This is a genomic window from Lwoffella lincolnii, from assembly GCF_002014765.1.
Classification (GTDB): Bacteria; Pseudomonadota; Gammaproteobacteria; order Pseudomonadales; family Moraxellaceae; genus Psychrobacter; species Psychrobacter lincolnii.
In genome coordinates, this window is record NZ_MUYT01000009.1 from 50,986 (window position 1) to 76,731 (window position 25,746).

Sequence of the window (25,746 nt, forward strand, 5' to 3'; positions counted from 1 at the left end):
CAACTTGGCAAATGTTCAGGTTCATTGGTTGGTGAATGAATGATGATTGGTGAGTGCATGATGCGTTATCCAATGGGCAATGTCGTTAAATACCATGTCCGCTTGCTGTTCGTGTAGGGGTTCATGACGCATGTTGGGATACAGTCGTTTGTTGATTTGCCAAAAACCGTTATCTTGTAATCGCTGTTGTAGACGGTCAATGCCTTTACCCATGTTGCCAACGGGGTCATCTTTACCAGAGACCAATAGCAAAGGGAAATGTCTGTCAATGTCGGCATGCCAGTCTTGGTTAAGTGCCAAATCCATGATTTTAAATAATGCAAAAAAGCCATTATGGGTAAAATTAAAACCGCACAAAGGGTCAGATTCATACGCATTGATGTTGTCGGTGTTGTTACTCACCCAAGCAAAGCGTGAAGCGCTTTGTACATTGCCCAGTTTGCTGTTTAACACCTTATTCATGCTGTTGCCAGCCCAATGACAAGGACGCTTAGGACTTAAGCGGTTAAGCCCTGCAAATAGTGGGACTAGCGATTTAATCAAAGGATTTTTATCCGCTGTTCCCATGAGTATTGCCCCAGTAAAGTCATAACTGTGTTGTGACAGAACCTGCCGTACAATAAATGACCCCATAGAATGCCCCATGATAAAATGTGGTGTCTGTGGATGGCGTTGTTTTAATAGATTTGCCATACGCACCACATCTCTTAGCAACATCTGTACAGGATATGTTTTATGAACATAGCCCAGTTCTTCTTGGCAGTTGGCGGTTTTGCCATGTCCTAATTGGTCATAGGTTGCAACGGCAATGCCTTGTTCTGCCAAAAATTGCGCAAAAGCATCATAGCGTCCACCATGCTCACTCATACCGTGGACAATCAATAGGGTGGCTTTGGGCTTACTTTGACAATCAAAAAAATGATGATGCAACGTGTGAATGCCATCATTAGAAGTGATGATTTGGTTTTGATTTGAGCCATTGCCATTGCCATTGCCATTGGCATTGTTATTGGCATTGGCATTATTATTGGCATTGGCATACTGCCTGCTTTTATTAGCAGGCTGCATGGCGTACCTGCTCAGCTTTGGCTCGTTGCTCAGCTGCCACCACATTTTGACTACGCACAGGTTTGGGGCAATCTTCACCATAATATTGACGGTCAGCAAAGTAACTTGAGCGTATCATAGGCCCTGCCCAAATGCTAAAAAAGCCAATCTTCTTACCATATGCCATATAGCGTTCAAACTCATCAGGATGCACATAGCGGTCTATGGGAGCATGCTGTTTGCTTGGTTGCAGGTACTGTCCGATGGTGATGATGTCCACGTCGTGAGCTTTTAAGTCGTCAAGTAGGGCATATACTTCTTCTTCAGTTTCACCCAACCCCACCATAAAACCACATTTGGTGGGAATGTCTGGGCGACGTTGTTTATATTGTTTTAATAATTCCAGCGAATGTTGATAATCAGAACCGGGGCGTAACGCCTTATACAGCCGTGAGATGGTTTCGATGTTGTGGTTAAACACATCGGGTGCATCTTTGTCTAGGGTTTGTAATGCCACGTCCATGCGTCCACGAAAATCAGGCACGAGAATTTCTATCAGACAGTTTGGTGATAATGCTCTGGTTTCTCTGATGACTTCAGCAAAATGTCCAGCACCACCGTCTAATAAATCATCTCTGTCTACTGAGGTGATGACCGCATATTTTAACCCCATGTCCATGATGGTCTCAGCGGTGTTGCGTGGTTCGTTTTTGTCTAACTGATAGGGTCTGCCGTGTGCCACATCACAAAACGGACAACGGCGAGTACAAATATCCCCCATAATCATAAAGGTTGCCGTGCCATCGCTCCAACACTCAGGCAAATTTGGGCAAGCAGCTTCTTCACATACGGTATACAGTTTTTTGGAACGCATGGTCTTTTTAAGCTCTTCAACTTCCCCTGGTTTTGCCAGCTTAACTCGTATCCAGTCAGGTTTTTTTGGGGCGGTTTCGGTGGGAATGATTTTAATGGGAATGCGAGCAACTTTATCATAGCCCCGTAATTTTTCACCTTGGACGGCTTTTTTTGGTTGGCTGGTTTGTGAAGATTGGGGTGTGTGCGTTTGTACGGCTGATGTGGTGCTGGTGTTCATTGGCTATCACTTCCTAATCCCTTTTAATGAAAGAGACTTTTATCAAAAAGTTTTGTTAATTGTGATGAGCAGTATAACAGAAAAGTCCGTTTAAATAACCTGCCACAACCCACCATACCCGAACACGCAGTCAGACATCAATTAAAAACCAACCAAAAACCAACCAAAAACCCCATGTGCTTGCCAATATGGGGTTAATAATAAGGAATGGATAGCATTAACAGCATTAACAGCATTAACAGCATCGACGGTATTAACACAGTAAAGACAGCACGGATAATAACAGGTCTTAATCATTTGGCTTGTGGGGCGGTACTGGTTAATGGCTCTTAAAACATATGAATCAAACCAAACGCCACGATTGCCAGCAATACCAACATGGCTTGTAATAAAATAAATACCTGATGCGTGGCGATAGCAACTTTCACAGTTTGCCCTAAATCAGCGTGGTGTGGATTGGGTTTGTTGGCCTTGCCGTTGTCTTGAAAAACGTTGTCTTGAAAAATATGGTATTGAGAGATACAAAACTCGGTGAAATTATTAATTTTAGTATCACACCATTGATAAGGGGTAAATGGATAATAATGTGATTTGGCATCTTGATGATGCTTTGCCAATGCCTTTGGGGTAATAACATTCATGCACCAACTTTGACAACGACGGGCATCAATATCCCCTTCACCAATCAGCTTGATGTTGTGATGGCGAGAATCTTGTTTAATTTTAGCAAATAAAGATTGAACGATGTGTTTATCACCTTCTAAATACTGAAAAAAACACCGTGATCCATAACACAAAAAGCCACTGATATTGTGCTTACGGTTAAATTCAAGGGCTTTATTGTGTATGTCATTGAATGTATGAGGTTTCAGTAAATATGCCACCTTAATGGTGCTGATATAGGTCAAGTAATAGATGGGCGTGGTGGCAGTGTTGGGCAACATAATACGTCCTTTTATAAACTGCTCTTAGATACGGTTAATGGTGTTAGCTTTATGGTAGTCTTTTTGTTACTTTTGTACAAGTATGGTGGCTTAATCTTACTGTAAATTTTAGTTGGTATGTTTTTTATGGGTTTAGGCGGATTATTCGATGCTGATTGTCCGATAGCTGATTGTCCGATAAATGGTTACCATCGCCATTTTAGTCATTTGGTATGATGGTCATCATCATAAAGTCGATGACATTGGTCGATGATATTGAATGTTGAATGTTGAATGTTGAGTAAGGTGTCATAGTGGATTAAAAGGCTGGTATTTCTATAAGAAATGATGGATATTCTGTAATAATTGGCGGACATGTTTGGGTTTTAATTAACTTTTGCAACGTTTTAAGCTATATTATAGGCAAGTAAATTATGGGCAAGCAGTTTTGATGCTTTTTTTCATGTATTCGTAAAAGGACAATTTTATGGCATTTTTGGAAGACTACCGCAACCATGTACAAGAGCGTGCCAATCAAGGCACTGTGCCACTACCCTTATCTGACCAACAGACCGCTAAGTTGGTTGAATTGCTCAAAAACCCACCAGCAGGTGAAGAAGAGTTTTTGTTAGATTTGTTAGAAAACCGCATTCCGCCAGGTGTGGACGAAGCGGCTTATGTCAAAGCTGCTTTTTTGGCAGCAATCATCAAAAATGAAGCCAAATCTCCTTTGATTAGCAAGCAAAAAGCCATTGAAATCTTAGGCACGATGCAAGGGGGTTATAACATTGAGCCGTTGGTGAATGCGTTAGATGACAACGCATTGGCAGAACATGCCGCTAAGGCATTAAAAAACACCTTATTGGTCTTTGATGCCTTTAATGATGTAACTGATAAAGCCAAAGCTGGCAACCAAACCGCTCAAGAAGTCATCGAATCATGGGCAAATGCTGAATGGTTTACCAACCGTCCAAAAGTGCCACAAAAAGCCACCTACACGGCTTTTAAAGTGACAGGCGAGACCAACACAGATGACCTATCGCCCGCTCAAGATGCGTGGAGTCGTCCTGACATTCCTTTGCATTCACTTGCCATGCACAAAAACTCTCGTGACGGCATCACTGCTGACGAAGAAGGTGTCAAAGGTCCGATGAAGCTGATTGAAGAGCTTAAACAAAAAGGATATCCACTTGCTTATGTGGGAGATGTGGTGGGTACTGGTTCAAGCCGTAAATCTGCCACCAACTCGGTGCTGTGGTTGATGGGCGAAGACATTGCTCATGTGCCAAACAAACGTGCTGGCGGATTGGTGCTTGGTGGTAAAATTGCACCCATTTTCTTTAATACCATGGAAGATTCAGGGGCATTGCCCATTGAAGATGTCAATGTTGATGGCATTAATATGGGTGATGTGTTTGACATCTATCCCTATGATGGCAAAATCACCAAGCATGACTCAGATGAGGTGTTGTCTACTTTTGAATTAAACTCAGCGACACTGCTTGATGAAGTGCGTGCTGGTGGTCGCATTCCGCTTATCGTCGGTCGTGCCTTAACCAATCGGGCCAGAGAATATCTGGGACTTGAGCATTCGGACGTGTTTGCCATGCCAGAGCAACCCGCTGACACAGGCAAGGGCTATACCTTGGCTCAAAAAATGGTCGGTAAGGCTTGCGGATTAGACGGTGTGCGTCCAGGCATGTACTGTGAGCCAAAAATGACCACTGTGGGTAGTCAAGACACCACAGGTCCGATGACTCGTGATGAGCTTAAAGACTTAGCCTGTTTGGGCTTTCAAGCAGATTTGGTCATGCAGTCGTTCTGCCATACCGCAGCCTATCCTAAGCCTGTGGACGTTGAAACTCAACATACCTTGCCTGACTTTATCATGAACCGTGGTGGGGTCAGTTTACGCCCCGGTGATGGCATTATCCACTCTTGGCTCAACCGTATGTTATTGCCTGATACTGTGGGTACAGGTGGCGATTCACACACTCGCTTTCCGATGGGTATCTCTTTTCCAGCTGGGTCAGGATTGGTTGCATTTGCTGCTGCCACAGGCGTGATGCCATTGGATATGCCAGAGTCGGTGCGTGTCCGTTTTGTTGGTGAGCGTCAAGATGGCATTACCTTGCGTGATTTGGTACACGCCATTCCATTACAAGCCATTAAAGAAGGTCTATTAACAGTTGAGAAAAAGGGTAAAAAGAATGTCTTTAACGGACGTATCTTAGAAATTGAAGGCTTAGAAGACCTAACCGTTGAGCAAGCATTTGAACTGTCTGACGCATCAGCTGAACGCAGTGCTGCAGGTTGTACCATTACGTTGTCAGAGGCATCAGTCAAAGAGTACCTAAATTCCAACATCACCTTACTTAAATGGATGATTTCTGAAGGCTATGGCGATGCTCGCACATTAAGCCGTCGCATCGAAGCCATGCAAGAATGGTTGAACAATCCAAGCCTTATGCGTGCCGATGCTGATGCCGAATATGCCGCTGACATCACCATTGACATGAGTCAAATCAAAGAACCCATTCTTTGTTGTCCAAATGATCCAGATGATGCTAAAACTTTGGCGGACGTGGCAGGGGATAGCATTGATGAAGTGTTTATCGGTTCGTGTATGACCAACATCGGTCACTTTAGAGCGGCGGGCAAGCTACTACAAGAAGTACCAGCAGGCAGCCTAAAAACTCGCCTTTGGATTGCACCGCCCACCAAGATGGACGCTCGTGAGCTGATGGAAGAAGGTTACTACAATACCTATGCCCAAGCTGGGGCTCGTACCGAAATGCCAGGGTGCTCGTTGTGTATGGGTAACCAAGCTCGCATCGCTCCTAAATCCACTGCTGTATCAACATCAACCCGTAACTTCCCTAATCGTTTGGGTCAAGGGGCAAATGTCTATTTGGCATCAGCAGAGTTGGCAGCGGTTGCTGCTGTGCTTGGTAAACTGCCAACCAATGCAGAGTACCAAGAGTATGCAGGCAAACTTGATAGCATGAGTGATGAAGTCTATCGTTACATGAATTTTGACCGCATGACTGACTACACCAAAAAAGCCGATAAAATTGATGTGGCTCAATTGGCGTAAGTTGAAATGTCAGGTAAACCGCACCCACCCCAAAAGTGAGACAACCTTTGGGGTGTGTTGATTATTTATTATTTGGCTCTGGTGGTTATTTTGGCGGGTGTTTTGTTATGGCAGTTATCCTGTTGGTGGGTTATTTTGTTAGTACGTTGGCAAATAAATGACCCAATAACTTAACATCATTCACCCTGGCATAGTTTAATCGAGTAACAAAGGCAATGCGTCGATGTGGACCTGTTTCAGCCAATGGCACAGCAGTCATGGCCTGGTTGGCAGATTGGACTTGGTCTAACGCCATATATGGCACAAGCGTTGTCCCCATACCTGCCATCGCCATTTGAATTAAGGTATTTAAGCTGGCATCAGCAAAGTTGGACTTAAATTCATCTTTATCAAACTGACACACATCAAGCACTTGATCTGTCAGACAATGTCCTTCACCTAACAGCATAAGATTAACCTGAGTAAGCTTTTTAGCATCGATACAATCGAGTTTGGCATTGGCATCATTGGTTGGGAATACTGCAAAAAAATCTTCTTGCCAAAACTCAAATGTATGCAAGCCATCAACTTCATATGGTAAGGCAATGATGGCGGTATCAACATGACCATAGCGTACCTGTTCCAGCAAACGTTCAGTTTGTTTTTCGACCACATGAATGCGAAATTCTGGATAGGTTTTTTTTAGATTGGGCAACACTTTTGGCAATAAATAAGGGGCAATGGTGGGGATAATCCCGATGCTCATGGGATAAGCAAGCGGTGTTTGATGACTGTGGGCTCTGGTGGTCAAATCATTGACTTCACTAAACACACGCCTTGCTCGGCTTAAAATATCTTCACCAATCGGCGTAATCAGCACCTGCTTATTGTTGCGTTCAAAAATTTGTGTGTCCAACTGCTTTTCTAACTCAGCGATGCCAAGGCTTAAAGCGGACTGAGAAATGTTGCATTCTTCTGCCGCCCGTTTAAAATGGCGGTGTTTGGCAACGGCTAAAGCGAATTCTAATTGTCGTAAAGTAATCATGGTGGTATTTAAAAAAGTGATGGTAAAAAAATGAATGGTTAAAAAACTAATGGATAACAAATAAGCCAGTAGGCTTAATAGCAAACTTTATGGGCATGCTCTTTTTATCCACATGCTTTATGTATATAACAAAAAGATGATAAAGACAGTATATCAACATTAAAAAAATAAATCATGACATTAAATTCTTTAAACTGGAGAAACGCTTATCTCATCATGATAATCAAATGTTAAAATAATCAAACAATAAAACATTCATAAACCAACAGCATTCAGACACATAAGGACATTCCATGACAGAGCATCATAAATACCATCAAACTCAAGACATCATCACCAGTAAAGACATGCACAACATCAGTCAAGTCGTGGACAAACGCAGTCTGTCCATGCCTTTGGTGGCGGTGTACTGTGGCTCACGCATGGGTAATGACACCCTATATGTAGACACGGCAAAACAGCTTGGCAGGGCACTGGCGGATAACGGTTTGGGGATGGTGTATGGTGGTGCAAGTATTGGCCTAATGGGTATGGTTGCAGATGCGGTGGTAGATAATGAGGGTGAAGCCGTGGGCGTCATTCCAAGCTTTATGTTGGAGCGTGAGATTGCTCATGCCCGCTTAACCAAATTGCATTTGACCGACACCATGCACACTCGCAAAGCCATCATGGCGGAGTATGCTGATGCTTTTATCACCTTACCAGGTGGGTTAGGCACATTGGAAGAAATCACTGAAATTGCCACATGGCGACAGCTGTTCCAACACCAAAAGCCGATGATTATCTTAAACATCAACGGCTACTATGATTATTTTATTAAGCATTTACGCCACAGTGCTGATGAAGGCTTTATTGGTAGTCATGATTTGGAGAATCTGCTCGTTTGCGATGGCGTAGAACAAGCCATTGAACTGTTGCAAGATGTGGTGTTAATTAAGGACAATCTGCCTGCTCAACGCATTTAGTGAGTTTATCAATTTGGCAAGTTAATAAAACTTGATAAACCTGTATAAATCCAGTAAAATACAGCCCCTTATATCCTTATTATCCCACTGTGGAAGGCTAAGACAGTCATTGCTGGTGTTGTGTGCAAGAATGGTCTTGTGATGCGACGGCTGGCATCTGATGCCCTTAGTGCCTCAGTCATTGGAGATTGCCATGCGTAACGACATCCATCCAGAGTACCAAGAAGTGTTGTTTCACGACACCAACGCTGACGTGTATTTCTTGACTCGCTCAACCGTCAAAAGTAAAACCACTCGTGAATATGAAGGTCAAGAGTATCCATATGTTGCCCTTGATATTTCAAGTGCTTCACACCCTTTTTATACAGGTGCTCAGCGTAAAGCTTCTAACGAAGGTCGTGTTGCCAGCTTTAACAAGCGTTTTGGTGCGTTTGGTCGCCGTAGCAAAAAACAAGACAGCGAATAAGCACATTTTGTTATTGGCTAATGTGTTATTTGATAAAACCACCTATTTATTAGGTGGTTTTTTAATGATGCTATTAATAATAACAACCGCATCATAAATCTAGCTGTCCAATAACGCTTTAATCTGCCCAACGGGGTGATAGCGTCGGTTAAAGTAAACCAAGCCTTGGCCTTCTTGGGTTTGTGAATGTTGCCCAATCGCCATAATGGGACAGATAAAAATCCCATGTGTTCCCACTTCTTGGATTTGCTCAATCTGACAGTCAAAACTTACCAACGCATCATTTAGTACAGGCGACCCTGTTACCAAGGTTTGCCATGATCCATGTTCAAAACGTTCTTGTTGGTTCAGTCCAGATGCAAACACATTGGACAAATTTTCATGGTTTGATAAGCGATTTGCGGTTAAAACATTGACGCACAGTACCTTATTGGCGACAAAATGTTCATATGACCGTGAAAATGTGTTCATACACACCAACAGTGTCGGTGGTGTGTCGGTAACACTGCAAATGGCAGAAGCGGTAAAGCCATGTTGTCCTGATGCGCCTGCTGTGGTAACGACGCTCACGGCACTGGTTAGCATGGACATGGCATTTTTAAAGTCGATAACATCAACCATTGATTTGTCCGTTGTTTGTGTATTGGCTGTTTATGAATGAGTCAATTCTTGACGAACAATGCTTGCCCCTGCACTTAGGGCACGCATTTTTTCTTTAGCAACATGGCGTGATAAGGGTGTCATGCCACAGTTGGTTGATGGGTATAGCTTATCTGCGTCCACAAACTGTAACGCCTTACGAAGCGTATCTGCCACTTGTTCTGGGGTTTCGATGTTACTTGTGGCAACGTCAATCGCACCGACCATCACTTTTTTACCACGAATGATTTCTATCAAGTCCATTGGCACATGCGAGTTTTGACATTCTAGTGAGATGATGTCAATGTTGGATTTTTGTAGATTGGGGAACAAGGTTTCATATTGTCGCCATTCTGAACCCAAGGTTTTTTTCCAGTCATTATTTGCCTGAATGCCATAGCCATAGCAGATATGCACCGCTGTTTCACAGTTTAGCCCTTCAACAGCACGTTCTAGGGCGGCAATGCCCCAATCATTCACTTCATCAAAAAAGACATTAAATGCTGGTTCATCAAATTGAATGATGTCCACCCCAACCGCTTGTAAGGCTTTGGCTTCTTCGTTTAGGATTTTAGCAAATTCCCAAGCCAATTTTTCACGACTTTTATAATGGTTGTCATATAAAGTGTCTACCATGGTCATTGGGCCAGGCAATGCCCATTTAATCGGTTGAGTGGTGTATTGACGCAAAAACTTGGCATCATCAACGAACACTGCTTTTGGGCGACTGACCGCCCCAACCACGGTTGGCACGCTGGCATCATAGCGGTTGCGTATTTTGACGGTTTCTCGTTGGGCAAAATCCACTCCGTCAAGATGTTCAATAAAGGTGGTTACAAAATGTTGGCGAGTTTGCTCACCATCGCTGACGATGTCAAGTCCTGCTTGTTGTTGCTCTTGTAGGCACACCAATAATGCGTCTTGCTTGCCTGATGCCAGTTGGTCTTCGGGCAGTTTCCACGGTGACCACAGTTTTTCAGGTTCAGCAAGCCAAGATGGTTTTGGCAGACTGCCTGCGGTGGATGTGGGAAGTAAAATTTTGCTCATTGTATTTTCCTAAACTAAATTTGCCATTATACCAAAAATTTCAATCAACCAACCGATAAACAGTCATCGGCTGATTGATTAATACTTATCGCTTATTTTTCGGCAAGCCAAGCGTCCAAAATCTCTTGATATGGTTTGATAAACTGCTCTTCGGCGATTTTGCCTTGCTTGATTGCCAATTGGGTGCGTTCTTCTCTGTCATATTCAATTTTGGTTAATGAATAATCTTGATAGGTTAGGCTTGGCTGATAAATCTGACCTGCCACAGAATTGGCGTTATAAATCTCTGGGCGGTAGATTTTTTGGAATGCTTCCATGGTGGCGATGGTGCTGATGAGTTCTAAATTGGTGTAATCGTTCAACAAATCAGCATTTTCATCAAAATAAAACGCATAAGGGGCAACCGATTTTGGGGGCATAAAATAACGCACTTTTAAGCCCATCTTGGCAAAATACTCATCGGTCAATGAATAATCATTTTGCACATATTCCACGCCCAAAATCGGATGCGTGTTGGTGGTTCTGTGATAAGTGCGAGTGGTCGCCACGCTTAGGCACAGTACGGGTGGTTTTTTGGATTGGGTCTTGTACTCTTCGGATGCCACCATGAATTTGAACAATTTGCCATGCAAATCGCCATAACCCTCAGGCACACTAAATTCAGCCTTATCCTTGTTATATTCACGAAGCAATACGCTAAAATCATAATCACGAACAAATGATGAAAAGCTGTTGCCAATGATGCCAGGGGTGGTTTTGCCTGTTTTGTGGTCAACCACAGATGTTTTTAGCCATTCTAATCCTGAGAAAAATTCGCCCTTACCTGCCACATCAACATCAATAGACACAATGTCAATGAGCACTGAATAACGGTCATTTGTCGGATTGTCCCAATGTGCCAAATCATTAAAACGGTTGTTAATCATTTTGATGGCATTTTGTAGGTTTTCTTTGCGATTTTCACCACGAGCAAGGTTGGCAAAGTTGGTGGTCAAACGGGTGCTGGTTGCTGGTTGGTAATTTTCATCAAACACATGACTTTTGATGGAATATTGAAAGGTGTTGCTGTGAATGTTGGTCATGATAAAGTCTCCCAAACTTTTGGTTGTTTTTAGTTAAGCAGATAAGCGTTTAGTGAATGAAAAGTGAATGAAATAAGCAAGTAGGGATACTTTAACCGATTTTTTACATGAATAAAAATGATTTAAAATCATATTAAGATGAATAAAATTCATGATATATGAGAAATGGGTCGTTTAGGGACACACGTTAACATCATCTGCTTGGCATTTTTTAATCCATGCGGTCATCTTATTAGCCGATACTGAATAAGGTTGGGTGATTGTTGCCTTATTGATTATTGATTGTCAGCATAGATGGCCGCTTGTAGCCAAATGTTGGCTTGAATGTAGTCATGAACGGCGATGGCATCAGTCTTAGCGGTTTTTGGTGTTGCCATACGCACCACAAAAGGTTGGCTGTCTGGCTCACGCAATATCACCACGTCAAACAAAGTTACCGTAATGTCAAAAAATGCACTGTCTTGCTTGCCAAGCACTTGTCCTTGACACCAAGCTTCATCTTCTTGTCCTAAGGTATCACCAAATAAATACGCACACATATGCCCCAAGTTAATCTCAATGGGGGCAAGCGTGTCCGTGTTATCGTCAGGTTGCCATTGGCGGATTAACTCGTCTATGTTGTTAGGTGTTTGTCCGCCATGGTTTGCCACGATGTCATTAAAGGCACGGTGATAACGAATGGCTTTGGGGTCATCAACGATGATGACTTCATCTTGCTTGCTTATGGTGATGTGGTAAGCCCATGCACTTAGGTTGACAAAATAGCTGGTGTCTTCTCGATATAAGTCGGCATTGATGGCATGCAGTTGGTCATGGGCATAAATGATGGTGTCATCAGCACGCAGACACAATATCGCATCTAGCTGGCTGTCGTTGATGATGATGTGTTCGATGTGGCATTGCAGACCGTATGGGCTGTTGACACAAGGAAAGGCGTTAACTAAGTCAGTGGGTTTGCCGTTGTTTAATTTTAATATTTGATTGACATGCACAGGTTGGTTGCCACTGATTAACAGATATGGGCTTGTTTTTGGGTTGGGGGATTGTGTGTTTAACCCCAGTGGTAAGGTGGCGGTGTCAATCATGGCTTGTAGCCAGTCAGAGACTTGGGCAGAGATGTTTTTTTGGTCTTTGGTTTTAGACGTTTGGGCATGGGTGGCTGGCGTGTTGTTTGGTAAATTGACTGATGAATCGCTTAATGAGCGGTCGACTGCATCAGTTAAAATGCCCCAATGTTGGGCGTGTCCTGCGTATTGTTCGCTGTTGATGGGGATTTTTTTTGGGGGTTGATGACTGTGATTGCTTTTATCTTGATGATTGCTTTGATGTTGATAACGCATGGTCATGGTGTTTGGCTTCGCTTGTTGTTTGCAGTTGTTTGTGAAAATGTTGTTTATGTGTTGTGAATTAGCAGAGTTAGCATACACCATTTACCATCAGACGCAAGCATTAAGCGGATAAATCATGACATTTAAAGTCAGTTGTGGGTGAGATGCCAGATTTTTTGTTTTTTTTTCATAAAATTTGCTTTTTTTCATAAAAATTGTCGTCAAACACTGGCTAATCACAGAATTAATTGGCATTAAAGGGGGTATTTGTGTCAAACTAACCCTCTTTTAATCATGATTTTTATGACAGAATAGGTTTGTCGGCATGTTTCGACCTTTGGCATTGTTTATTGGTTTGCGTTACACACGAGCAGAACGCAGTAACCGTTTTATTTCTTTTATTTCACTGATTTCGGTGATTGGGCTGACCTTGGGCGTGGCGGTACTGATTACGGTGCTGTCAGTGATGAATGGCTTTGATAGAGAGATTAAAAGTCGTATTTTGGGCATGGTGCCACAAGCGACCGTACAGTCAATGCAAATCCTGCCAGATTGGCAATCTTTGGCAGAGAACATCAAACACCAAGACAGCAAAATCAGCGATGTTGCTCCCTTTATTAACTTGCAAGGCATGCTAACTGCCAACGGTCAAGTGGCTGGGGTGGTGGTAACAGGAGTCGTCCCAGAATACGAAAAAAAGGTCTCCATCATCGGCGAGCATATGACCCAAGGCAGTATTGATAATCTGCAAGCAGGCGAATTTGGCATTGTGCTGGGGGAAGATTTGGCTTGGTCATTGGGCTTGAATATGGGTGATAAAATCACTTTGGTGTTACCAGAAGCATCGCCATCACCTGCTGGCGTGATTCCTAGATTTAAGCGGTTTACCTTGGTCGGTACTTATGACATCAGTAAAGAGGTCAATACCATGGTGGCATACATTCCCATGAATGATGCTGCTAAGTTGTTGCGTCTGCCAGATGGGGCTCAAGGCATTCGCATGCGTCTTAATGACATCTTTTCTGCCCCACGAGTGGCACAGCAAGCGGTACAACTTGATCCAGAACGGCTGATTCCAAGCGATTGGACACAAACTCATGGCAATCTGTTTAGTGCCATTCAGATGGAAAAAGCCATGATTGGTTTGTTGTTATTCTTGATTGTGATTGTTGCTGCTTTTAATATTGTCTCAAGCCTTGTGATGATGGTTACCGATAAAAAGTCAGACATTGCGATTTTAAAAACTTTTGGGGCAACACCCAAACTCATCACACAGGTGTTTATGGTACAAGGCATGATTATTGGGGTCATTGGTACGGCACTTGGTACGGTGATTGGGGTGGTGTTTGCGTTATCCATCAGCGATGTGTTGGGTTATGTCAATCAAGCATTTAATTTGCATTTGTTTGACGTATATCCTGTTAATTATTTGCCGTCCTATGTTAAGGTTAGCGATGTTCTGGTGATTACAGGTTCGTCATTTTTGTTGTGTTTTTTAATGACCATTTATCCTGCCAAACGTGCTGCCAAAATCCAACCTGCTCAGACTTTGCGTTATGAATAATGGTTAATCACACTCCTTAAAGCGAGTTGCTTAAAGTGAATTCTAACAGCCATTGCAGTTTTAACCATGATTGATTGAGGCTTTAACAGTTATTGAAGTTTTAACAGTTATTGAAAAACACCCATTGAAATTTTAACACCCATTGAAATAGCCAAACAGACATCACCATGAACGAGACACAAAACACCCCAAATAATGCCATTTTAGTCGCCAAAAATATCAGCAAAACCTATGATGAAGGGGCCGTCAAAACTCACGTGCTAAGTGAGCTAAGCTTAACCATTCATGCAGGTGAAAAGGTCGCCATTGTTGGCACAAGTGGCTCTGGCAAAAGCACTTTACTGCATCTATTAGGCGGTTTAGATACCCCAACCACAGGTGAAGTATGGTTACAAGGGCAATGCCTTAATCAGATGAATGAGACCCAACGGGGGCATATGCGTAACCAGCATTTGGGCTTTATTTATCAGTTTCATCATTTGCTTGCAGAGTTTGATGCCATTGAAAATGTTGCCATGCCCTTGCTGATGCGTCCTAAAATCAGTCTTGGTGATGCCAAAGAGCAGGCGGTCGCCATTTTAAAAAAAGTGGGGCTGGGTCATCGCCTTGAGCATCGCCCAGGTGAGCTGTCTGGCGGTGAACGACAACGGGTGGCGATTGCTCGTGCCTTGGTAACTAAGCCTGCTTTAATACTGGCGGACGAGCCTACGGGTAATTTGGACTATGACAATGCCCACAGTGTGTTTGCATTATTGGCTGAGTTACAACAGACTTTACAAACGTCGCTTTTAATGGTAACCCATGACCGTCAATTAGCATCACAGGCAGACCGACAGTTGACTTTAAAAAATGGACAATGGGACAACAGCTAAAGACAAAGACTGTGGTTTAAAACCCATGGCTTAAAAACTGATGGTTAGTAACCATGTTTTATCTGTATTTATTTAGGTTTTATGCTTATTTAGTATTTGTGTTTATCTAGTAAATGTGCAGGGCGATGACCATGGCGTTTTTGCCATGTGCGAATGATTTTATACTGCCAAAAAAAGCGAAAGGTCAACCCACACACCAAGCTTGTGATGACTGCCAATATCAAAAGCCCCAAACAAAATGCTGACAGTGAAAAGACGTGCTGATAGGTTATAAATGGATTGACCCCATCAGCAAATATCCATAAACTCAAATCTGACAGCATATGCCCGATTTGACGAAAACCGATAATCTGCTTACCCAATATTTTTGCCCCCACATAATAGCTGGCATAGAAGACAGGAATGGTGGTGATGGGGTTGGTAATCCATGTTAAGGCAACCGCAAATGGCACATTGGCACGAAAGTATAAGGAGAATATCAATGCCACCAATGTTTGCCCTGGCAGTGGAAAAAACGCACTCATGACCCCGACATATACCGCTTTATTGAGACAACGACGGTTAAAATGCCATAGCCTTGGATCAGATAAATAATGGGCAAAGGGCTGTAATCCCTTGGTTTGCATGATTTGTTCTGGGGTTGGTAACCAGTTTTTTAGTTTTTTGGTTGGCACAATGGATTACTCGGTCATGAAACGTTGCTAAAACACCAACGAATCAAAAACAAAAAATAAAACACAACAAAAGGATAAAAAATGGGATAAAACGCCAATAACTGATGACTGGTGCTAGCATAACCACAAACCCATGAATTGGCAAGTTCATCAGCCATCTGTGGCAACTGATTGATATTCTTCACATAACAAATAAAAGATGATAAAGGCTCATAAAGATGAAAATTTGGTTATGGTCTTTGCTATTGATGGTGTGGTTATTGGTATTGCTTGAAAGTTTGAGCAGTCAATGGATTGACCTTAAAGATACCGTGTTATCTCAGATGGCAATGTCTGGTATGTGGTATGTGTTTTGTTATGTGTTGTTGATTTTGGCGTGGCAGTTATGGCGGTTTGGGCAATCGCATCAACGCAAACAGCAATTTAGACAGGGGCAGTTTAAGCAGCTGCAACTCAAACAGCCAGTCAAACAGCCAGTCAATCCGTCACATTTAACCGTTGGCAATAAGAACAGCAATGGGCTTGTGACTATGGTCAACGTCATCAGCGTGATGTTGCTGTTTATTGGTATCAGTTTGCATGGCTTGTTACAGTATCACTCTCATACAGCCAATCAGCTGACCCAAATGGTTCAGGTGATTGCTCATATTCGCATTGATGGTTTAAGCGATGGGGTAGCAGATACTCGCTATCAAAGTCATTATGCTCAAACAGCCACCATTGTTCATGCCATGCCTTTATCCGCCCAAGCAACATCTACTCAAGCAATATCTACTCAAGCAACATCTACCCAGCCAACTGGGGTCAGCTCACAAGAGGGCATGGCTAAGACTGCTCATGTGTCTTTTATTGCCAACCCCTATCATCACAATGACCACAGCCAACCAGCGGATATTGACACTGACATTGACACTGACATTATCAATGATGCTGCAACTGACATCAGCATCAAGACAGAAGCCCATCTTAATGCTCCCATGAACACTTTGGTTGGTTCGCAAGTGTTGATTTCTGCCATGAATCAGTCATTGGCAAATGGGCAGATTGAAGCATTGTTTGTCTCACAACCCTCTAAGACCTCCACGGGTCAACCCACCATTAGACAAGTGCCTTTGGATTCCCTGGTAGATGGACAAGAACTGATTGTGCCATTGTTGCTACAGCCACTGCCTAATCATCAGTCCAAGCAAGTGGGATTTAATGGTCATCGTTGGCTGACAACAAGAGGCATACAAGCACAAGCAAAATGGCTACCGATGAATAACCATCAGTGGCATGAGCAAGCACAAATGATGTACCAGATGATGCCTCATGTTAAAACACATGCGGTCGCATCTAACACCCTTTGGCAACAGATGATGGGACGGTTAACTTTACTTCGGTGGCAATTACGTCAGCACTTTATGCAATTTGATGCCAGCACACCAGCACAACAGCAAGCTCAGGCAGTTGCTTTAAGCTTACTGACTGGTGATAGGGCATTGATTAATAAGTCAACCAAACACTTATATCAGCTTTCTGGCATTTCACATTTATTGGCGATATCAGGGACACATGTGTTGTTTTTGGCAATTGTGTTTGCCAGTGTGGCAATGGCAGGCATTGAACGGTTTGCGGTTGGGGCATATGACCATATGCCACGTTGGCAATGGCGTTGGGGGTTGACGGTAGGCATGGCGGCCTTGTATGCGCTGTTTACAGGTTTTGATGTGCCAGCTGCTCGCACGTTGTGGATGTTGTTGGCAGTGGGGATTGCCAGATGGCTGTTGTTGCCGATAAGTGGTCTACAAGTGGTGATGCTGGTGGCGGCAGTGATGGTGTGGTTTAATCCTTTGGTGCTATGGCAGGCAGGATTTTGGTTGTCCTTTATGGCGGTCATGCTGTTAATTGGTTATGAGCAGGCGTTCATGGCTAACATAAAATCAACGTCTGGTGATAATTTTAGTGCTAATAATAATGATGGCGATAATAAAGCCAAAACATTTCAGCAACTGAAGCAATTTGTGTTGTTACAACTTTGGATATTTGTGACTTTATTGCCACTGAGTTTGTGGATATTTGGCAAGGTATCACTTTGGGGTGTGTTGGTGAATATGTTTGCCATTGGGTTATATGGCTGGGTAATTGTGCCATGCAATTTGTTGGCAGGGTTACTGTATCTGCTATCGCCCACATTGGCAAACATGCTTTGGGCAGGGGTGATTGGTTTACTCACACACTTGCATGACAGTTTGGCATGGATAACAGGCGCAAACATCGGTGATGGTGAGTCAGATGCGATGTCATCGGCTTGGCTTTATTATGACGTTAGCCTTGGTGTTTTGGTACTGGTGATACTGGCATTATGGCTGGTGGTGTTTTTTAAAGGTCATCATGGATTAAGGGCTTGGACATGCTTACCATTGAGTGCAATCGTGATGCTGACTGTGTTTCCAAATGTGTTTTTATCGTCTAAAACATTGACATCATTGAGCGTGATTCAAACCGATGACCGACAACAAAAATCTGACCCCGCCATACTGACATTATTGGCGTTGGGAGAGAACATGAATCGTCAAGGGGTGCGTGCGTCTTTGTTACACATACCTAAAAACCAAAATTACGATGTACAAAACTGGTTAATATTGTCGCAAGTTAATCAAAAAGACATTGCCTTAAAAGACTTACAAAAGACAACAAACAATGCTTTATTAAACAAAGATTGGCCTAATAAACAAAGACATCACGTTACCAATGACACACTGATGAATGGGCTAAAAGAAAATTTGGCCGCCAAACGCATCACACGGCTAACAGGCATCATCGTACAAAATCCTGATAAGCAACTTGCCATGCTCACCGCTCGCCTAAGTCATGACATACCAGTGCAATATTGGTGGCAAGCAGGCAATGGTGCATTTTTGCGACAACTTACCCAGCTTGAACCAACCGCCACATCACCAATAAGTTGTCAAGTGCAAATGCCCAACAACAATGCCCTAAACAGCAATGCTTTAAACAGCAATGCTTTAAACAACAATGGTTTTGTCAGTACAGCCATACAAGCAGTCAGTGGATTTGCCAAAATTGATGACCCCAGTGTCTGGACATGCTCGCTGTTACTTAAATTTGAAACAGGCATTGTGGTACAGAGTGAGTACCCAACCCACATGCTCAGTGGTGGCAAACAGCAGGCAGATAATTTGGCACAAATATCGTCTGGCACATCGCTTAGTCCTGTGTATCAGCAAGTATTTTTAGATGGTGGCATGGGGGTGCGACAATGGCGACTGTGGCACACGTGGTGTTCTGAGCAGTCGCTTGTGTCGTCACATTTCACATCATCGCCCACATCATCGCCCACATCATCACCTGCATCTGCTCTTTGGCTGTTGTCTCACCATAGCCCATTACCCAGTTTGATGAATGATGACCATCTGATAAATGAGCTACAAGACAGAATGGGCAAGCCTGATGCGGTGCGATTGTCTGATTCGTCCGAACAAAAATCTGCACAATCCCAGCAGTGGCTATGGCAGATGACCAGCCTACTTAACAAGATTAATAATCAAAATTAAAGACAAACATGAAAAACAAACATTAAAAATAAGCATCAAAAAAACTTAAAAAAACCAAAAAATTCCCAAGCAAGGCTTGGTAATGTAAATCATACAAACATTCAGCACATTGGTCATGCTCAATGTTACAATATGCCGTTATTTTTTTGTATTAAGTGTTTCTTGTGTTAAGTGTTTCTTGTGTTAAGAATTTATTGATTGTAAAAAAATAGGAAACGGTATGAACTGGCCGCCAGACCCAAACAAAAAAGCAACCAACCAACCTGTCATCAGCTCACAAATGGCACACGAGCCGACAGGACAGGAATGGAAATTACTTGAAAAAACCCTAATGGCAAGCATCGAAGAACAACGCCGAGCTCGCCGTTGGAATATATTTTTTAAGCTATTAACTTTTGGCTATTTGATTTTGATATTTTTAATCATGGGGCGTGGATGTGCCACCCAGCCAGGTGGTGGCTTAGAAGCGGTGAGTACCACCGAACCACATTTGGCGGTGGTGGATGTGCAAGGGACAATCAGTGCAAGCTCTGATGCCAATGCCGAAGATGTCAGCGATGCTCTCAGACAAGCTTTTAGTACTGAAAGTGCCAAAGCAGTGGCATTAAACATCAATTCACCCGGTGGCTCACCTGTACAATCTGATGAAATTTGGCAAACCATGATGGACTTGCGTCAAGAATACCCTGACAAAAAACTCTATGCCGTCATTGGTGATATTGGGGCATCAGGTGCGTATTATATCGCTTCTGCCGCTGATGAAATTTATGTGAATCCATCAAGTTTGGTCGGTTCTATCGGGGTTATCATGCCTAACTATGACATTCAAGGTTTAATGGATAAAATGGGTGTCAAAGACCGCACCCTGCACGCAGGCGAGTATAAAGACATTTTAAGCTTAAGCCGTCCGATGACCGAGTTTGAACAACAACACATCAATGGCGTACTTGCCAATACGCATCAACACTTTATTGACGCAGTCAAGCAAGGTCGTGGTGAGCGACTCAAAAATCCTGAAGAAAATCAGCTATTTTCAGGGTTATTTTGGACAGGTGAGCAAGCCATTGCTTTAGGACTGGCGGATAAAAAGGGCGGTCTGTCTCAGCTGGAAAAACAGCTTGAGCTAGACACCACAGTCAATTACACCCCCATTGACCCCATGCGTGCATTTTTGGACCATTTTGCAGTAAAAATGGGTTCAGGACTGGGCAGTGCTTTAAATCTAAAAATCTTGCCACAAGAGCAAAACCAAACTGAGCTAAGGTAAGCATGAGCTAAAGTAAGCATAAGGCAGCTTGCCAATTGCCAGTTATCAATGATTTAAATGGCCATCAAGGGAATTTATGCTAACAGAGCAATCAGTAGAACACCCTAATTTGCAAACCAATCCACAACAAAAGGGGCAAAAAAATACGTTTGCCCCGACTCTATATCACCCTAAAACATATCACCCTAAAACCTTGCATCACCCTAAAAAATGCCAAGCCAATGCAACAGATGGCAGTTGTTTTGATATGGGTGATGCTGATGCCATTAGCAAGTCAGCAAACCACGCACCACAAAACTGCGCCTCTCAACCGTGCGTCTCTCAACTGACAGGCAAGCCCATTTTGCACTTCACCCATGCCAATGGCATTCCTAGCCAAGTATATGAGCCGTTGTTTGAGATTTGGTCAGAGCATTTTACCGTGGTGTATATTCCCCATTTTGCGGCCACAGCTGGTTATGCGGTGGACAACCATTGGCAAAACCTCACCCAACAAATCATCGACAGCGTGGCTTCGGCATGTCGCACCCATGGCGTTCGCCAAGTGGTGGCTGTTGGGCATTCGCTTGGCTCTTTGTGTACATTAAAGGCAGTGTACCAAGCTCCAGAACAGTTTGCTCAAGCGGTGTTGATGGACCCACCTTTGATTTATGGACATAAAAGCTTGGCGTGGCATCTTGCTAAGCAAGCTGATAAAGTCTTGCTGTGTCTTGATGACCATAGGCGACTTGCCATCGCCACACTTGCCACCACCACAACTGACACAACCAACACGCATGGGTTGGTTTTGAGCTGGGCAGAGAGTTGGTTAAAAAAAATACCCAAACCTTATCACTTTATGGACAAACTATCACCGTCAGGTTTGTCAAAACGGCGGCGAGATGTGTGGGCAAGCCGTGATGATGCACGCCAATCACTTAAAGATAACCCATTTTTTAGTGCCTTTGACCCCATGTGTTTTGATAATTATATTCAGTACGGTCTGACAGACACTTTTGATGGACAAGTCACTTTAACCATACCAAAAGCCAATGAAGTGGCGGTATTTCGCTCCAACCCATCGTGGTTTTGGCTCACGCCCAATCATGCCCCAAATCGAGCGGTGAGTATTTTAGCAGGAGAAGACAGCCCTTTTGTTAAAAATCATTTTTATCAAAAACTACAACAACGTCTTGGCATTGTCCATGAATTGACTCAAGGAGGGCATATGTTTCCACTGATGTATCCAACCGCCACCGCTGTCAAGGTGCTTGACATCATCGCCAAACAAGGTGCTTAATATCATCATCAAATGACCATCAATGCCATCACATGAGTGTGTCATACTTTTTTGGTCATGCTCTTTTGGTCATGGTTTTGTGGTTATGGTTTTCAATGTCAGTTTAAATATTTGCCAAACATAATCATCGCAACTGCTGGCTTGCTCAGCGGCCTTTTTTTAATTGAATTTGCTTGAGTTTGCCCATGCCTCACCAACCAAAGCCCCACCAGCCAAAATCAATCACTCAGCGTCTTATTTGGCCAAATTGGGCAACATTTTTTGCCCTGCCCAAACTATATGGTAAAACCACCAGTGCATTTTTATTGCTATTTTTGTTGTTGGCATTCTTTGTGGTGCAACTCATCAGTGTGGTTTTGGCATTGCCGTTTTTGCCCGATGAACTTACCACAAGTCATGTGGATATTTTTATTAAGTTTTTAATGGCAGCGGATAATGGCACGACGTTGGCGGTTTCGGTGGTGTTTAATGCCATTTTTTTAATTGGGCTATGCTGGCTGACCATCAAAGCCCAAGGGGGTGATGTGGGGCATTTTTTATCTCTTAATCATCTGCCAAAGTGGCGTTGGGTAGGCATGTTTGTCAGTGTGTTGATGGTGTTTGTGCTGATAAGTGAGACATTCAGTCAATGGCTTGGAATAGATGCCCTTGAATTTATGCGTCCCTTGTATGACAGTGCCAATCCTAAATGGTTGCTAATCTTATCGGTTACTGTGCTTGCCCCCATTTATGAAGAAGTGCTGTTTCGTGGGGTAATGTGGTCGTTAGTCGCTCAGCAATTTGCCAAGCCAGTGCATGCGTTTTGCACAGCAAGCTTGGTCAGCAGTGTGCTGTTTGCTGTGGTGCATTTGCAATATGATGTGTATGGTATGGTAACCATTTTTATGCTTGCCTTGCTATTTAGTTTGGCCAGAGTGATGTCCGCCAGCTTATGGTTGCCGATTTTATTGCATATTTGTAACAATAGCCTGAGCATGTATCAATTGACACACAGCTTATAAGCTGCCATAAAAAATCCCCCATCAACCGATAAGGGATTTTTTGTGAACTTAACCGTTTGAGTTGTCTTAATGTCAATCTTTTAATATCAATCTCTTAGTGCCAATCACTGGCGATTGCGGTTACGCTCTTCCCAATAAGGGGCATTTTTGATGCCGAATTTAGCAGGGTCAAAGGTGAAATGCTTCACACCTGCTTTTAATTGGGACTCATAATCTTTTAAGATGTCCATGGCAGGGCGTGCCACAAAGAAAATAATCAAAATACCCACAATATTTAACCACGCCATCAGACCAACGCCCACATCGCCCATGCCCCAAATGTAGCCAGCACTGTTTAGACCACCATAGGCGACCATCATCATGATGAGGATTTTGACCAACATCAAGCCACTTTTATGAGCCGAACGACCCAAAAAGCGTGTCAAATAGGTGATGTTCACTTCAGCGATGTAGTAATAAGCCAAAATGGTGGTGAACGCAAAGAAAAAGATGGCAATGGCAACAAACGTATTACCAAATGTGCCAAAAGAGGCTTCCATTGCCAGCTGAGTAAAAGCAGGCGAGTTGATTTCAGTGTTGGTATCCACATGTTGAACAATAAAATTACCGCTCTCAAGCGTGCCTTGAATGTTATAAGTGTTCATGGTCAAAATCATAAATGCGGTGGCAGAACACACCAATAAGGTATCCACATACACCGAAAATGCCTGTACCAACCCTTGTTGTGCAGGGTGGTCAACCTCAGCAGCACCAGCAGCGTGTGGACCTGTGCCTTGCCCTGCTTCGTTAGAGTAGATGCCACGCTTGACCCCCCAACCAATGGCAGCACCAAACCCTGCTTGTGCCGTGAACGCATCGCTGATGATGCTGCCAAATACAGTGGGTATCATATGAAAATTCATCACCATGATGATAAGGGCAAGGGCGATATAGCCAAGTGCCATAAAGGGAACAACAAATTCAGTAAAGTTAGCAATGCGTTTGATGCCACCAAAGATGATGACTCCCAATACCAACAAAATCACCCCCAACGCCATTAAGCGTATTGTGCCAACATCATTGCCCATGATTGTCATCATCGTGCCATCGCCCATGACTTGAGTCACCGCATTCACCACACCGTTGGCTTGCACCCCCGGTAAAAAGATGCCACAAGAGATGATGGACGCAATGGCAAATAAAACACCGTACCACTTCTGCCCCAATGCCCTTTCAAAATAATACGCAGGACCCCCACGGTACTGTCCTGTCAGCTCGTCTTTTTCTTTATAAATCTGTGCCAACGTGGATTCAGCATAGGCGGTTGATGCACCCAAAAATGCCACTATCCACATCCAAAACACCGCACCTGGACCACCAAAACCAATGGCAGCAGCAACCCCAGCGATATTGCCCATGCCCACACGACCAGCAAGTGATACCGCCAATGCTTGAAACGATGAAATGCCCGAAGAGCTTGACTGGCCGCTAAACAATAAGCGAAGCATCTCACCAAACAAGCGAACTTGGACAAATCTGGTTAAAATAGAATAAAACAGACCAGCGCCCAAGCAAAGATAAATCAAAGCTGGACTCCAGATGATGCCATTTAAGGCATTGATTAAACCTTCCATAATTGATGTCCTTATCTGATAAGGTTGATTGAATCGACATTTGCCAACGTATTGATGACGTATCACTGACGTATTGTTATTGACAAACCAACGTATTGACAGAACATAAACACAGTTAACTTATGATGGGTTATGTAACCATACGTAACAGCAATGTGCCATAAAATCGCATAAATTACCAGCACTAATTACAACTCATGAATAAAAAAATGTCATGAATGCGTGTGCTTTTGTGCTTTTTTGTGTTTATCGCATTGTAATTTTGTGTTTATCGCATTGTAAATAGGGCATTGGGTCAGCATAATAGCATCAATCAATCGATACTAAATTGATGGTATTATGGTATTTAAGCCCATGGATTTGTTTGGTCTATGGCTTTGTTTGGGAGCAACCTTAATGTTAAACAACATGTTAAACCACCATATGTATAAAACATTGTCTTTAAAATCTGTGTCTTTAAAATCTGTGTTCATGGCGACTGTGTTGGCTGTGTCCACCGTGGGCATGTCTGGCTGTGGCTATAACCAACTACAAGCCCAAGATGAGCAAGTGGCAGCGTCTTGGTCAGAAGTGGTCAATCAATATCAACGCCGTGCCGACCTTGTGCCTAACTTAGTAAACGTGGTCAAACAATACGCCGACCAAGAGCAAGAAATATTTACCCAAGTGGCAGAAGCTCGCTCAAAAGCAGGCAGCATCCAAATTACCCCAGAAGTGTTAAATAATCCACAAGCCTTACAACAATACCAAGAATCTCAAGCTCAAATGGGCAGTGCGTTGTCTCGCCTAATGGCAGTGTCTGAGCAGTACCCAGCACTCAAATCTGATGCCTTATTCCAAGACTTACAAGCACAACTTGAAGGCACAGAAAACCGCATCACCGTCGCCCGCAACAATTATATCCAAGAAGTGCAAGGCTATAACACCATGGTGCGTCAATTCCCCAGCAACATCACCGCTAAAGTCTTTGGCATGGACACCAAACCCAACTTCACTGTGGATAATGAAAAGCAAATCTCCACCGCTCCGAGTGTCAATTTTGGTGACTGATTGGCAGACCAATTTGGTGGATAATGACATTTGATGGGTAGTAACATTTGATGGGGGTAATATTTGGTGGATAGCAAGTAGGTAGATAGTAAGTGGGTGGATAAAATTTGCCCAATAATTGCCAAATAAGTGTTGATTAAAAAATGTATTGACTAAAA

At 43.2% G+C, this 25,746-nt stretch carries 21 protein-coding genes; 11 read left to right on the plus strand and 10 right to left on the minus strand.

The genetic code is table 11. From position 1 onward, the window contains the following. Nucleotides 1-21: 21 nt before the first annotated feature. Nucleotides 22-1,068 (minus strand): alpha/beta fold hydrolase, encoded by a 1,047-nt coding sequence (locus B0682_RS07425; protein ID WP_078307859.1) that lies wholly within the window; start codon nucleotides 1,066-1,068, stop codon nucleotides 22-24. After that, nucleotides 1,055-2,140, minus strand: a complete 1,086-nt coding sequence (gene lipA, locus B0682_RS07430; protein ID WP_078307860.1) for a lipoyl synthase — start codon at nucleotides 2,138-2,140, stop codon at nucleotides 1,055-1,057. The genes B0682_RS07425 and lipA overlap by 14 nt, the downstream gene beginning before the upstream one ends. Nucleotides 2,141-2,347: 207 nt before the next feature. Here lipA and B0682_RS09715 point away from each other — a divergent pair, with 207 nt between their 5' ends. Continuing rightward, nucleotides 2,348-2,473: a hypothetical protein gene (locus tag B0682_RS09715; RefSeq protein ID WP_276206633.1), complete on the plus strand. Its 126-nt coding sequence runs from the start codon at nucleotides 2,348-2,350 to the stop codon at nucleotides 2,471-2,473. Here the strand turns inward: B0682_RS09715 and B0682_RS07435 are convergent. Then, nucleotides 2,470-3,084 carry a BLUF domain-containing protein gene (locus tag B0682_RS07435; RefSeq protein ID WP_078307862.1) on the minus strand — a complete coding sequence of 205 codons (615 nt, stop codon included), beginning with the start codon at nucleotides 3,082-3,084 and terminating at the stop codon, nucleotides 2,470-2,472. The genes B0682_RS09715 and B0682_RS07435 overlap by 4 nt on opposite strands. Nucleotides 3,085-3,550: 466 nt before the next feature. Between B0682_RS07435 and acnB the strand changes: the two genes are divergently transcribed. After that, the gene (gene acnB / locus B0682_RS07440; RefSeq protein WP_078307863.1) at nucleotides 3,551-6,160 is read left to right on the plus strand and encodes a bifunctional aconitate hydratase 2/2-methylisocitrate dehydratase; all 2,610 of its coding nucleotides are present in this window, start codon (nucleotides 3,551-3,553) and stop codon (nucleotides 6,158-6,160) included. A gap of 130 nt (nucleotides 6,161-6,290) precedes the next feature. Here the strand turns inward: acnB and B0682_RS07445 are convergent, their stop codons facing one another. After that, a complete protein-coding gene (locus tag B0682_RS07445) occupies nucleotides 6,291-7,184 on the minus strand; it encodes a hydrogen peroxide-inducible genes activator (protein ID WP_078307949.1) in 894 nt (297 codons plus the stop codon). A gap of 293 nt (nucleotides 7,185-7,477) precedes the next feature. Here B0682_RS07445 and B0682_RS07450 point away from each other — a divergent pair, with 293 nt between their 5' ends. Together B0682_RS07450 and B0682_RS07455 are read left to right on the plus strand one after the other, a co-directional pair. Further along, entirely contained in the window at nucleotides 7,478-8,149 is a 672-nt protein-coding gene (locus B0682_RS07450) for an LOG family protein (RefSeq protein WP_420845514.1), read from the plus strand. Between the two features lie 193 nt (nucleotides 8,150-8,342). After that, nucleotides 8,343-8,615 (plus strand): type B 50S ribosomal protein L31, encoded by a 273-nt coding sequence (locus B0682_RS07455; protein ID WP_078307953.1) that lies wholly within the window; start codon nucleotides 8,343-8,345, stop codon nucleotides 8,613-8,615. A gap of 99 nt (nucleotides 8,616-8,714) precedes the next feature. On the opposite strand, the gene B0682_RS07460 is transcribed toward B0682_RS07455, so the two are convergent. From B0682_RS07460 to B0682_RS07475, 4 genes are all read right to left on the minus strand, one after another. Continuing rightward, the gene (locus tag B0682_RS07460; protein WP_078307865.1) at nucleotides 8,715-9,236 is read right to left on the minus strand and encodes a flavin reductase; all 522 of its coding nucleotides are present in this window, start codon (nucleotides 9,234-9,236) and stop codon (nucleotides 8,715-8,717) included. Nucleotides 9,237-9,266: 30 nt separating this feature from the next. Then, nucleotides 9,267-10,301: a methionine synthase gene (locus B0682_RS07465; RefSeq protein ID WP_078307867.1), complete on the minus strand. Its 1,035-nt coding sequence runs from the start codon at nucleotides 10,299-10,301 to the stop codon at nucleotides 9,267-9,269. 92 nt (nucleotides 10,302-10,393) lie between these two features. Then, nucleotides 10,394-11,383, minus strand: a complete 990-nt coding sequence (locus B0682_RS07470; protein ID WP_078307868.1) for a DUF1852 domain-containing protein — start codon at nucleotides 11,381-11,383, stop codon at nucleotides 10,394-10,396. Nucleotides 11,384-11,658: 275 nt separating this feature from the next. After that, complete coding sequence (locus tag B0682_RS07475; RefSeq protein ID WP_420845515.1) at nucleotides 11,659-12,729, minus strand: hypothetical protein; 1,071 nt, start codon at nucleotides 12,727-12,729, stop codon at nucleotides 11,659-11,661. A 307-nt stretch (nucleotides 12,730-13,036) separates the two neighbouring features. Between B0682_RS07475 and B0682_RS07480 the strand changes: the two genes are divergently transcribed. Then, the gene (locus B0682_RS07480; RefSeq protein ID WP_078307870.1) at nucleotides 13,037-14,275 is read left to right on the plus strand and encodes a lipoprotein-releasing ABC transporter permease subunit; all 1,239 of its coding nucleotides are present in this window, start codon (nucleotides 13,037-13,039) and stop codon (nucleotides 14,273-14,275) included. 167 nt (nucleotides 14,276-14,442) lie between these two features. Next, complete coding sequence (gene lolD, locus B0682_RS07485) at nucleotides 14,443-15,147, plus strand: lipoprotein-releasing ABC transporter ATP-binding protein LolD (protein WP_078307871.1); 705 nt, start codon at nucleotides 14,443-14,445, stop codon at nucleotides 15,145-15,147. 89 nt (nucleotides 15,148-15,236) lie between these two features. Here lolD and B0682_RS07490 read toward each other — a convergent pair whose 3' ends face one another. Next, a complete protein-coding gene (locus B0682_RS07490; RefSeq protein ID WP_240494924.1) occupies nucleotides 15,237-15,821 on the minus strand; it encodes a DUF2062 domain-containing protein in 585 nt (194 codons plus the stop codon). Between the two features lie 218 nt (nucleotides 15,822-16,039). Between B0682_RS07490 and B0682_RS07495 the strand changes: the two genes are divergently transcribed. From B0682_RS07495 to B0682_RS07510, 4 genes are all read left to right on the plus strand, one after another. Then, on the plus strand, nucleotides 16,040-19,378 hold the full coding sequence (locus tag B0682_RS07495; RefSeq protein WP_078307873.1) for a ComEC/Rec2 family competence protein: 3,339 nt from the start codon (nucleotides 16,040-16,042) through the stop codon (nucleotides 19,376-19,378). A gap of 220 nt (nucleotides 19,379-19,598) precedes the next feature. Next, the gene (sppA, locus tag B0682_RS07500; protein ID WP_078307874.1) at nucleotides 19,599-20,645 is read left to right on the plus strand and encodes a signal peptide peptidase SppA; all 1,047 of its coding nucleotides are present in this window, start codon (nucleotides 19,599-19,601) and stop codon (nucleotides 20,643-20,645) included. A gap of 76 nt (nucleotides 20,646-20,721) precedes the next feature. Then, nucleotides 20,722-21,924, plus strand: coding sequence for an alpha/beta fold hydrolase (locus tag B0682_RS07505; RefSeq protein ID WP_078307876.1), 1,203 nt, complete (start codon nucleotides 20,722-20,724; stop codon nucleotides 21,922-21,924). Between the two features lie 185 nt (nucleotides 21,925-22,109). Continuing rightward, on the plus strand, nucleotides 22,110-22,925 hold the full coding sequence (locus tag B0682_RS07510) for a CPBP family intramembrane glutamic endopeptidase (protein ID WP_078307878.1): 816 nt from the start codon (nucleotides 22,110-22,112) through the stop codon (nucleotides 22,923-22,925). Nucleotides 22,926-23,029: 104 nt separating this feature from the next. Here the strand turns inward: B0682_RS07510 and B0682_RS07515 are convergent, their stop codons facing one another. Continuing rightward, nucleotides 23,030-24,538 carry an alanine/glycine:cation symporter family protein gene (locus B0682_RS07515; protein WP_078307879.1) on the minus strand — a complete coding sequence of 503 codons (1,509 nt, stop codon included), beginning with the start codon at nucleotides 24,536-24,538 and terminating at the stop codon, nucleotides 23,030-23,032. A gap of 471 nt (nucleotides 24,539-25,009) precedes the next feature. On the opposite strand from B0682_RS07515, the gene B0682_RS07520 reads away from it, so the two are divergent. Beyond that, nucleotides 25,010-25,588: a LemA family protein gene (locus tag B0682_RS07520; RefSeq protein ID WP_420845516.1), complete on the plus strand. Its 579-nt coding sequence runs from the start codon at nucleotides 25,010-25,012 to the stop codon at nucleotides 25,586-25,588. Nucleotides 25,589-25,746 lie beyond the last annotated feature (158 nt).

Coding starts and splice junctions, on each gene's coding strand:
- B0682_RS07510 (WP_078307878.1), top strand. CDS start 22,110: ATGCCTCACCAACCAAAGCCCCACCAGCCAAAATCAATCACTCAGCGT.
- lipA (WP_078307860.1), bottom strand. CDS start 2,140: ATGAACACCAGCACCACATCAGCCGTACAAACGCACACACCCCAATCT.
- B0682_RS07505 (WP_078307876.1), top strand. CDS start 20,722: ATGCTAACAGAGCAATCAGTAGAACACCCTAATTTGCAAACCAATCCA.
- B0682_RS07515 (WP_078307879.1), bottom strand. CDS start 24,538: ATGGAAGGTTTAATCAATGCCTTAAATGGCATCATCTGGAGTCCAGCT.
- B0682_RS07455 (WP_078307953.1), top strand. CDS start 8,343: ATGCGTAACGACATCCATCCAGAGTACCAAGAAGTGTTGTTTCACGAC.
- B0682_RS07495 (WP_078307873.1), top strand. CDS start 16,040: ATGAAAATTTGGTTATGGTCTTTGCTATTGATGGTGTGGTTATTGGTA.
- acnB (WP_078307863.1), top strand. CDS start 3,551: ATGGCATTTTTGGAAGACTACCGCAACCATGTACAAGAGCGTGCCAAT.
- B0682_RS07480 (WP_078307870.1), top strand. CDS start 13,037: ATGTTTCGACCTTTGGCATTGTTTATTGGTTTGCGTTACACACGAGCA.
- B0682_RS07520 (WP_420845516.1), top strand. CDS start 25,010: ATGGCGACTGTGTTGGCTGTGTCCACCGTGGGCATGTCTGGCTGTGGC.
- B0682_RS07450 (WP_420845514.1), top strand. CDS start 7,478: ATGACAGAGCATCATAAATACCATCAAACTCAAGACATCATCACCAGT.
- B0682_RS07425 (WP_078307859.1), bottom strand. CDS start 1,068: ATGCAGCCTGCTAATAAAAGCAGGCAGTATGCCAATGCCAATAATAAT.
- B0682_RS07465 (WP_078307867.1), bottom strand. CDS start 10,301: ATGAGCAAAATTTTACTTCCCACATCCACCGCAGGCAGTCTGCCAAAA.
- lolD (WP_078307871.1), top strand. CDS start 14,443: ATGAACGAGACACAAAACACCCCAAATAATGCCATTTTAGTCGCCAAA.
- B0682_RS09715 (WP_276206633.1), top strand. CDS start 2,348: ATGGATAGCATTAACAGCATTAACAGCATTAACAGCATCGACGGTATT.
- B0682_RS07445 (WP_078307949.1), bottom strand. CDS start 7,184: ATGATTACTTTACGACAATTAGAATTCGCTTTAGCCGTTGCCAAACAC.
- B0682_RS07475 (WP_420845515.1), bottom strand. CDS start 12,729: ATGACCATGCGTTATCAACATCAAAGCAATCATCAAGATAAAAGCAAT.
- B0682_RS07460 (WP_078307865.1), bottom strand. CDS start 9,236: ATGGTTGATGTTATCGACTTTAAAAATGCCATGTCCATGCTAACCAGT.
- B0682_RS07435 (WP_078307862.1), bottom strand. CDS start 3,084: ATGTTGCCCAACACTGCCACCACGCCCATCTATTACTTGACCTATATC.
- B0682_RS07470 (WP_078307868.1), bottom strand. CDS start 11,383: ATGACCAACATTCACAGCAACACCTTTCAATATTCCATCAAAAGTCAT.
- sppA (WP_078307874.1), top strand. CDS start 19,599: ATGAACTGGCCGCCAGACCCAAACAAAAAAGCAACCAACCAACCTGTC.